Source organism: Burkholderia sp. KCJ3K979 (assembly GCF_016759955.1).
In the GTDB taxonomy this organism is placed as follows: domain Bacteria; phylum Pseudomonadota; class Gammaproteobacteria; order Burkholderiales; family Burkholderiaceae; genus Burkholderia; species Burkholderia orbicola.
The window spans coordinates 1-272 of record NZ_JACFYV010000510.1 but is presented as its reverse complement, the minus strand read 5'-3'; the positions used below and the strand labels follow the sequence as shown (position 1 = coordinate 272).

Here is a 272-nt window from a genome sequence, read left to right as displayed (position 1 = left end):
CCGCCTGGGGAGTACGGTCGCAAGATTAAAACTCAAAGGAATTGACGGGGACCCGCACAAGCGGTGGATGATGTGGATTAATTCGATGCAACGCGAAAAACCTTACCTACCCTTGACATGGTCGGAAGCCCGATGAGAGTTGGGCGTGCTCGAAAGAGAACCGGCGCACAGGTGCTGCATGGCTGTCGTCAGCTCGTGTCGTGAGATGTTGGGTTAAGTCCCGCAACGAGCGCAACCCTTGTCCTTAGTTGCTACGCAAGAGCACTCTAAGG

Annotated in this window: 1 rRNA gene; it reads left to right on the top strand. The window is 54.8% G+C overall.

Annotated elements, in window-relative coordinates:
* A 16S ribosomal RNA gene (locus H3O04_RS35860) occupies positions 1 to 272 on the top strand; the annotation flags it as partial.